We start from the raw sequence: 6,220 nt of genomic DNA, 5'->3' as shown, positions 1-6,220 counted from the left end.
TCTGGACGGCGGTGCTCGGCGGGCTGGTGATCAGCATCGTCTCGTGGGCGACGAGCATGGCCCTCGACCGGGACTGAGGCGGAGACCACCGCCGCCACGGACGCGGAGCGGCGGACTCCGGGCGCCGGGAACCGGCCACCGGCACCGGGCGCCCGCGCCCTGGCTGAGGCAGGATGGAGCGCATGCGAACGAGCGAACGCACCTCCCCCGCGGCCTTCCGCGTCTGCTTCGTCTGCACCGGCAACATCTGCCGCTCGCCGATGGCCGAGGCCGTCTTCCGCGCCCGTGTCGCGGAGGCGGGGCTCCACGGCGAGATCGAGGTGGACAGCGCCGGCACCGACGGCTGGCACGTCGGCGAGGCCGCCGACCCGCGCGCCGCCACCGCGCTCACCGGGCGCGGCTACGAGCTGGCGCACACCGCCCGGCAGTTCACGCCCGACTGGTTCGGCGGACACGACCTCGTCCTCGGCCTGGACAGCGGGCACGTCCGCCGGCTGCTGAAGATCGCGCCGACGCCCGTCGACGCCGAGAAGGTGCGGCTGCTGCTCTCCTTCGCACCCGACCCCGACCTGACCGACGTCGAAGACCCGTACTACGGCGGCACCCGCGGCTTCGAAGAGGCTCTGGACCTGATCGAGACCGCCGCCGCGGGCCTGCTCGACGCCGTACGCGACGAACTCGCCGCCCGCCCGTGAGCACACCGGCAGCCGGCGGCCCACGGGGCGTCGAAGCGCGCGCCGCCGCGGTCGCCGGCACCGCCGTGCGCGCTCGCGCGGACGTCGGCGGCGGGGATGTCTGCGCCGCCCACCGCCTCGAACTCGCCGACGGCCGCCGCGTCTTCGCCAAGACCCGCGCCGGCGCCCCCGCCGGCTTCTTCGCCGCCGAGGCGCGGGGCCTCGCCCTCCTCGCGGACACCGGCACGGTCCCCGTCCCCGCCGTGCTCGGCGAGGAACCCGGGATGATCCTGCTGGAGTGGATCGAGCCCGGCCCCGCGACCGCCGCGCAGGCCGAGCGGCTCGGCCGCGACCTCGCCGCGCTGCACGACACCCCCGCCGCCGCCTACGGCACGCCCTGGCCCGCCTACATCGGCCCGCTCCCCCTGCCGTCCCCGGGCCTGCCCGGCACCCCCGACATCCCCGGCACCCCAAACGTCCCCGGCACCCCCGGCACCCCCGCCGCCCCGGTCGCCCCCGGCACCCCGGAACCGGCTCCGGAACCACCTCCTGAACACGCCGCGCATGCGCCCGCCTCCCCCGCTGACTGGCCCGCCTTCTACGCCGGGCACCGGCTGCTTCCCTTTCTACGCCTCGCCACTGACAACGGCGCCCTGACGCCCGCAGACACCCGCGCCGTCGAGCGCCTCTGCGACGTGATCGACGAGGTCACAGGCCCGCCGCAGCCGCCCGCCGTGATCCACGGCGACCTGTGGTCGGGCAACGTGCAGTGGTCCGCCGGCGAGCGCGCGTACCTCATCGACCCCGCCGCGCAGGGCGGCCACCCCGAGGTCGACCTCGCGTTCCTGGAGCTGTTCGGCTGCCCGCAGCTCGGGCGGCTGCTCGGTGCGTACGAGGACGTACGCCCGCTGCCCGGCCGGCGCGGCCGGGTGCCGCTGTACCAGCTCCACCATCTGCTCGTGCACGCCGCGCTGTTCGGCGCCGGCTACGGCGCCCAGTGCGGTGCCGCGGCGCGCGCGGCACTGAAAGGAGCCGGCCGATGACCCCCGACGACGCCCCGCACACCGACGCGCCCCCGCCCGACGAGGCCGCCGACGCCGGGGCCGCGCCCGGCACCGTCCCGCGCACCGCCCCGCGCACCGGCGCCGCACACGCCGACGCCACCCGCGTCGTACGCGCCGGCCTGCCCGCCCCCGAGGCGTACGAACCCGCCCTCCCCGGCCCCGTCTTCGCCGCGCACTACCACCTCCCCGGCGATGTCACCGCCGCCCCCTACGACTACGGCCGCGACGCCAACCCCACCTGGACCCGCCTCGAAGCCGCCCTCGCCGAGCTGGAGTCGCCCGGCGTCCCCGCCGAGGCCGTGGCCTTCGCCTCCGGCATGGCCGCGATCACCGCCGTCCTCATGGCCGTCCCCGGCCCGCCGCAAGATGTCCCGCCGCAGGACGGCCTGCAACAGGACGGCCCCCACCGCGGACCCGCGCACCGGGGCCACGTCGTCCTCCCCGCCGACGGCTACAACCTCGTCCCCGGCGGCCTGCGCGCCCTCCTCGAAGAGCACGGCACCGAGGTACGCACCGCCCCCACCGTTGGCGACGCCCAGGCCGCACACCTCGACGGCGCCCGCCTGCTCTGGCTGGAGACCCCCTCCAACCCCGGCCTCGACGTCTGCGACATCCGCCGCCTGGCCGCCGCCGCCCACGCCGCCGGCGCGCTGGTCGCCGTCGACAACACCCTGGCCACCCCCCTCGGCCAGCGCCCCCTGGAACTCGGCGCCGACGTCTCCGTCGCCAGCGGCACCAAGGCGCTCACCGGCCACGGAGACGTCCTCCTCGGCTACGCCGTCACCCGCGACCCCGCGCTCGCCCACCGGCTGCGTACCTGGCGGAAGACCGCGGGCGCCATCCCCGGGCCGATGGAGGCGTGGCTCGCGCACCGTTCGCTGGCGACCCTGGAGCTGCGCACCGCGCGCCAGGCGGCGAACGCGCTCGCCGTCGCCGAAGCCCTGCGCACCGTGCCCGGGGTGACGGACGTACGCCACCCCGGCCTGCCGTCCGACCCCGCGCACGCGCTGGCCGCGCGCCAGATGCGCGCCCGGCGGTACGGGTGCGTGGTGGCGTTCACGCTGCCGGACCGGGCGGCGGCGGAGCGGTTCCTGGGGGCGGCGCGGCTGGTCGACGAGGCGACGAGCTTCGGCGGGGTGCGCTCGGCCGCGGAGCGGCGCGGGCGGTGGGGCGGGGACGCGGTGCCGGAGGGCTTCGTGCGGTTCTCCGCGGGCGTGGAGGACACCGCGGACCTCGTTGCTGACCTGCGCGAAGCGCTGGCGTACGCGCTCGGCCGCTGACGCCGCGCACACCCGCGAAAACTCTCCGCAAATCCCGCCCAAAGGAACAAAACTCGCGTAAACCAGCAACGCATGTGTTCATGGTGTGTGGGGGAGCCGCGGGCACGCGGGTCGAGAGCCGCGTTCGAAACGCCCGTCGGCACAGCTCTCAAGGGAGATCACACCATGCGTAAGATCGCCGCAGCACTGGGTGCGGCCGGGGTCATCGCCCTGGCCCCCCTGACCGGCGCGAGCGCGCAGCCCGCCGCCCCGGCGGACAGCCCCCAGACCACGGTCCAGCAGGAGCAGGGCCCGCGCGGCCCGAAGGGCGACAGCGCGAGCAACTGGGGCCTGCTGGGCCTGGCCGGCCTGCTCGGCCTCGCCGGTCTCGCGAAGAAGTCCGGCACGGGCAGCCACCGCAGCACCGACGTCTCCGACCGCGCCGCCCAGACGACGGGCACGCGCCGCGAGTACGGCAAGAACACCGGCCGCATGCGCACGTCCGGCGAGGAGAAGCACGGCCGCGGCAAGCACCACATGCCCGGCGGCAAGCACGGGGCGCAGGGCGGCAAGACGGACATGCAGAGTGGCAAGACGGACATGCAGGGCGGCAAGACCGGCATGCAGAGCGGCCAGTCGTCCCGTACGTCCCCCGCCCCCGGCGCCGGCGACCAGCCCGGCCGTACCGGCCACAGCGACATCACCGGCGGCACCGCCCACGAGTTCAGGCCGGGCACCGACCAGAGCGGCACCACGCACCGCGTCTACGGCACGGACGAGCCGGGCGAGCGCGGCGAGCGCAGCAACCGCGGCGACGACCAGCGGCGGTGACCTCCCAGCGCCCACCCCCGACTCCCGCCCGTCCCGTCGCGCCCCGCGCCCCCCGCGCCCCCCGCGCCCGGCGCGGCGGGACGCGGGTGCTCCCGCCGTACGCACCAGTCCGCCGTTGTCTCCCCCGGCGGGCGCGGGTTTCGAGCGCCGCCCGGCGTGCCACATACAACCCATGACCGTGTCCCACCGGCCCGTGGTCAAGCGCACCGCCCGCGCCGTCCTCCTCGACGGCGACGAGATGCTGCTCATCAAGCGCACCAAGCCGGGCCGCGAACCGTACTGGATCACCCCCGGCGGCGGCGTCGAGCCCGCCGACGCCTCCGTCGTCGCCGCCCTGCACCGGGAGGTCGACGAGGAGCTGGGCGCCCGCGTCACGGGCGTCGTCCCCGTCTTCGTCGACACCGTCCCCGAGGGACCCGGGAGCCCGGAGGTCCCCGAGGACGAACGCGGCGTGAAGGTCCAGCACTTCTTCGCCTGCCGGCTGGTGTCCATGGACCTGACCCGGCGCCACGGCCCCGAAGTCGAGGAGCCCTCCGGCGAGTACGAGGCGGTCCGCATCCCCTTCACCCGCGCGGGCGTCGACTCCGTGGACGTCGTCCCGCCCAGCCTGCGCGCCTTTCTGAGGGCGAACATCGAGGGCGTCCTCGCCGTCCTCGCCGACGACTTCGGCGCCGCCTGCGGTGGCGGCCCCGGCTAGCGGCCCGTCACGCTCCCGTACGCGTCAGCGCGTACGCCTCCCGCAGGTCCCGTCCGCTGTACGCGTGCGAGGCGAGCCCGCTCACGTGGTGGTCGGCGTTCACGGCGACCGAGTGCGGCACCGCCGCGAACAGGTCGGCGTCCGACATGGAGTCCCCGTACGCGACGCAGTCCGCCCGCGTCAGCCCGTACTCCGCGCAGAGCCGGTCCGCTATCCGCACCTTGTCCGAAGGGCCCAGGATGCCCGCCATGTCCACCGGCTCGCGGAACGGCAGCGCCGGGAACCGCGACCCGTGCGCCCGGTGCACCCCCCACTCCAGCAGCCGCTCGACGAAGAACCCGGGCGCCAGCGAGATGACCGCGCAGTGCTCCCCGCGGTCGGTGATGTCGGCCCACACCTCGCGGATCCCCGCGAGCCACGGCGCGCCCGCGAACGCGCGGCCCAGGATCTCGGGCGTGAGGCTGCTCCACATGCCGTGCGCGCGCTCGGCGTAGTCGTACGTGTCGATCTCGCCGGAGCCGAACGCCGCGTCCAGCGCACGGAACTCCGCGACGAGGTCGAGCTGGCGCGCCAGCTCGATGTTCGCGGAGGTGCCGTAGAGCAGGGTGCCGTCCATGTCGAAGAGGTGCAGGCGGGCCATGGACCGTGAGGCTAGGACGTGCGTACGGCCGCGGACAAGCGATTACTTCCGCCGCGCCCCCCTCCGCGGGGTCGGACAGGGGCAGCCCGGGTCAGTCCGGGTCGTGCTCCGGGCCACCGTAGTCGGGGCTGGTGAAGTCCGGGCTCGAGTAGCTCGGCCCGTCCGTCGGCTGGCCGTCGTCGGGGCTGGAGAACGCCGGGCGGGAGTAGCCCAGGCGCGGGGTGCGGGTGGCGGTGGGGTCGGTGCGTACCGCGGGGGGCGTCCCGCCGCCGCCCTCGGCGCTGCCGGCGAGGGCCTGCTCGATGAAGGGCCGGATGCCGCGTTCGAGCAGGGCCGTGCGCCACTCCTCGCGGGCGCGGTCGACCTGTTCGGTCAGATCCCGGCTGGCCGCCGCCCTGATGGACGTCGAACCGTTGCGCACCGCCGTCAGCAGCAGCGCCACCATCGAGATGACGATGGCGGCGACCGCGAGGATCGCGAAGATCCAGCCCGCCGTGCGCATCGAGGACGCCACGGAGGGCTCGGGGTTCATCAACTGGAGCAGATAGCCGACGAGCAGGAAGATCGCCGCCGCCGTACCGGCCAGCACCGGCACCAGCACCGCCGCCGCCGCGGCCACGCCCGCGCTCGAGCCGTCGCCCTGGCCGCCGCCCCGCGCGCCGGTGAACCGGATTCCCTCCGCGCCACCCGGAGTTCCGCCGCTTCCCGAAGGCCGGCGCAACTCCGCGCGCAGCAGTACATAACGCTCGTATTCGGCGGACGCGCGCGCGGAAATCTCGGACCGGGCGCTGAGGGCCCGGGCGCGGAGCTGCTCGGGGCCGAGCGGTCGCCCGCCGCCGGCGCCGACCGTGAACTCGGCACTGTGCAGCGCGGTATCGAGGAGCCGCTCGAAGTCCGGGCGGTCCTCTGTCAGCAGATGCGACGCACTGGTCATGTGCTTGTGCTCCCCCGGATGGGCAGGCAACAAGGCAAACGGGAACGAGCGTGCCTGCGGCGCTAGGCCCTGGGCGGCAGAGCCTATTACCGATGGTAGAGCGCTTCGCGGATGGCGGATA

General features: G+C 75.5%; 7 protein-coding genes. 5 read left to right on the top strand and 2 right to left on the bottom strand.

Annotated elements, in window-relative coordinates; all coding sequences use genetic code 11:
- Positions 1-173 precede the first annotated feature (173 nt).
- From B124_RS31710 to B124_RS31690, 5 genes are all read left to right on the top strand, one after another.
- Positions 174-695, top strand: coding sequence for a low molecular weight protein-tyrosine-phosphatase (locus B124_RS31710; protein ID WP_496506456.1), 522 nt, complete (start codon positions 174-176; stop codon positions 693-695).
- The gene (locus B124_RS31705) at positions 692-1,717 is read left to right on the top strand and encodes a fructosamine kinase family protein (protein ID WP_496506455.1); all 1,026 of its coding nucleotides are present in this window, start codon (positions 692-694) and stop codon (positions 1,715-1,717) included. Before B124_RS31710 ends, B124_RS31705 begins: the two co-directional genes overlap by 4 nt.
- On the top strand, positions 1,714-3,018 hold the full coding sequence (locus B124_RS31700) for a PLP-dependent transferase (protein ID WP_496506454.1): 1,305 nt from the start codon (positions 1,714-1,716) through the stop codon (positions 3,016-3,018). Before B124_RS31705 ends, B124_RS31700 begins: the two co-directional genes overlap by 4 nt.
- Positions 3,019-3,183: 165 nt before the next feature.
- A complete protein-coding gene (locus B124_RS31695; RefSeq protein ID WP_496506453.1) occupies positions 3,184-3,828 on the top strand; it encodes a WGxxGxxG family protein in 645 nt (214 codons plus the stop codon).
- Between the two features lie 172 nt (positions 3,829-4,000).
- Positions 4,001-4,525 carry an NUDIX domain-containing protein gene (locus B124_RS31690; RefSeq protein ID WP_496506452.1) on the top strand — a complete coding sequence of 175 codons (525 nt, stop codon included), beginning with the start codon at positions 4,001-4,003 and terminating at the stop codon, positions 4,523-4,525.
- A 7-nt stretch (positions 4,526-4,532) separates the two neighbouring features.
- Here the strand turns inward: B124_RS31690 and B124_RS31685 are convergent, their stop codons facing one another.
- Both B124_RS31685 and B124_RS31680 read right to left on the bottom strand, forming a co-directional pair.
- Complete coding sequence (locus B124_RS31685; protein WP_496506451.1) at positions 4,533-5,165, bottom strand: HAD family hydrolase; 633 nt, start codon at positions 5,163-5,165, stop codon at positions 4,533-4,535.
- Between the two features lie 91 nt (positions 5,166-5,256).
- Complete coding sequence (locus tag B124_RS31680) at positions 5,257-6,099, bottom strand: hypothetical protein (protein WP_496506450.1); 843 nt, start codon at positions 6,097-6,099, stop codon at positions 5,257-5,259.
- Between the last annotated feature and the right edge of the window lie 121 nt (positions 6,100-6,220).

It is taken from the genome of Streptomyces sp. CNP082 (assembly GCF_059570535.1).
Note: the sequence above shows the minus strand (reverse complement) of the source record. Positions and strands in the feature narration are given on the sequence as shown.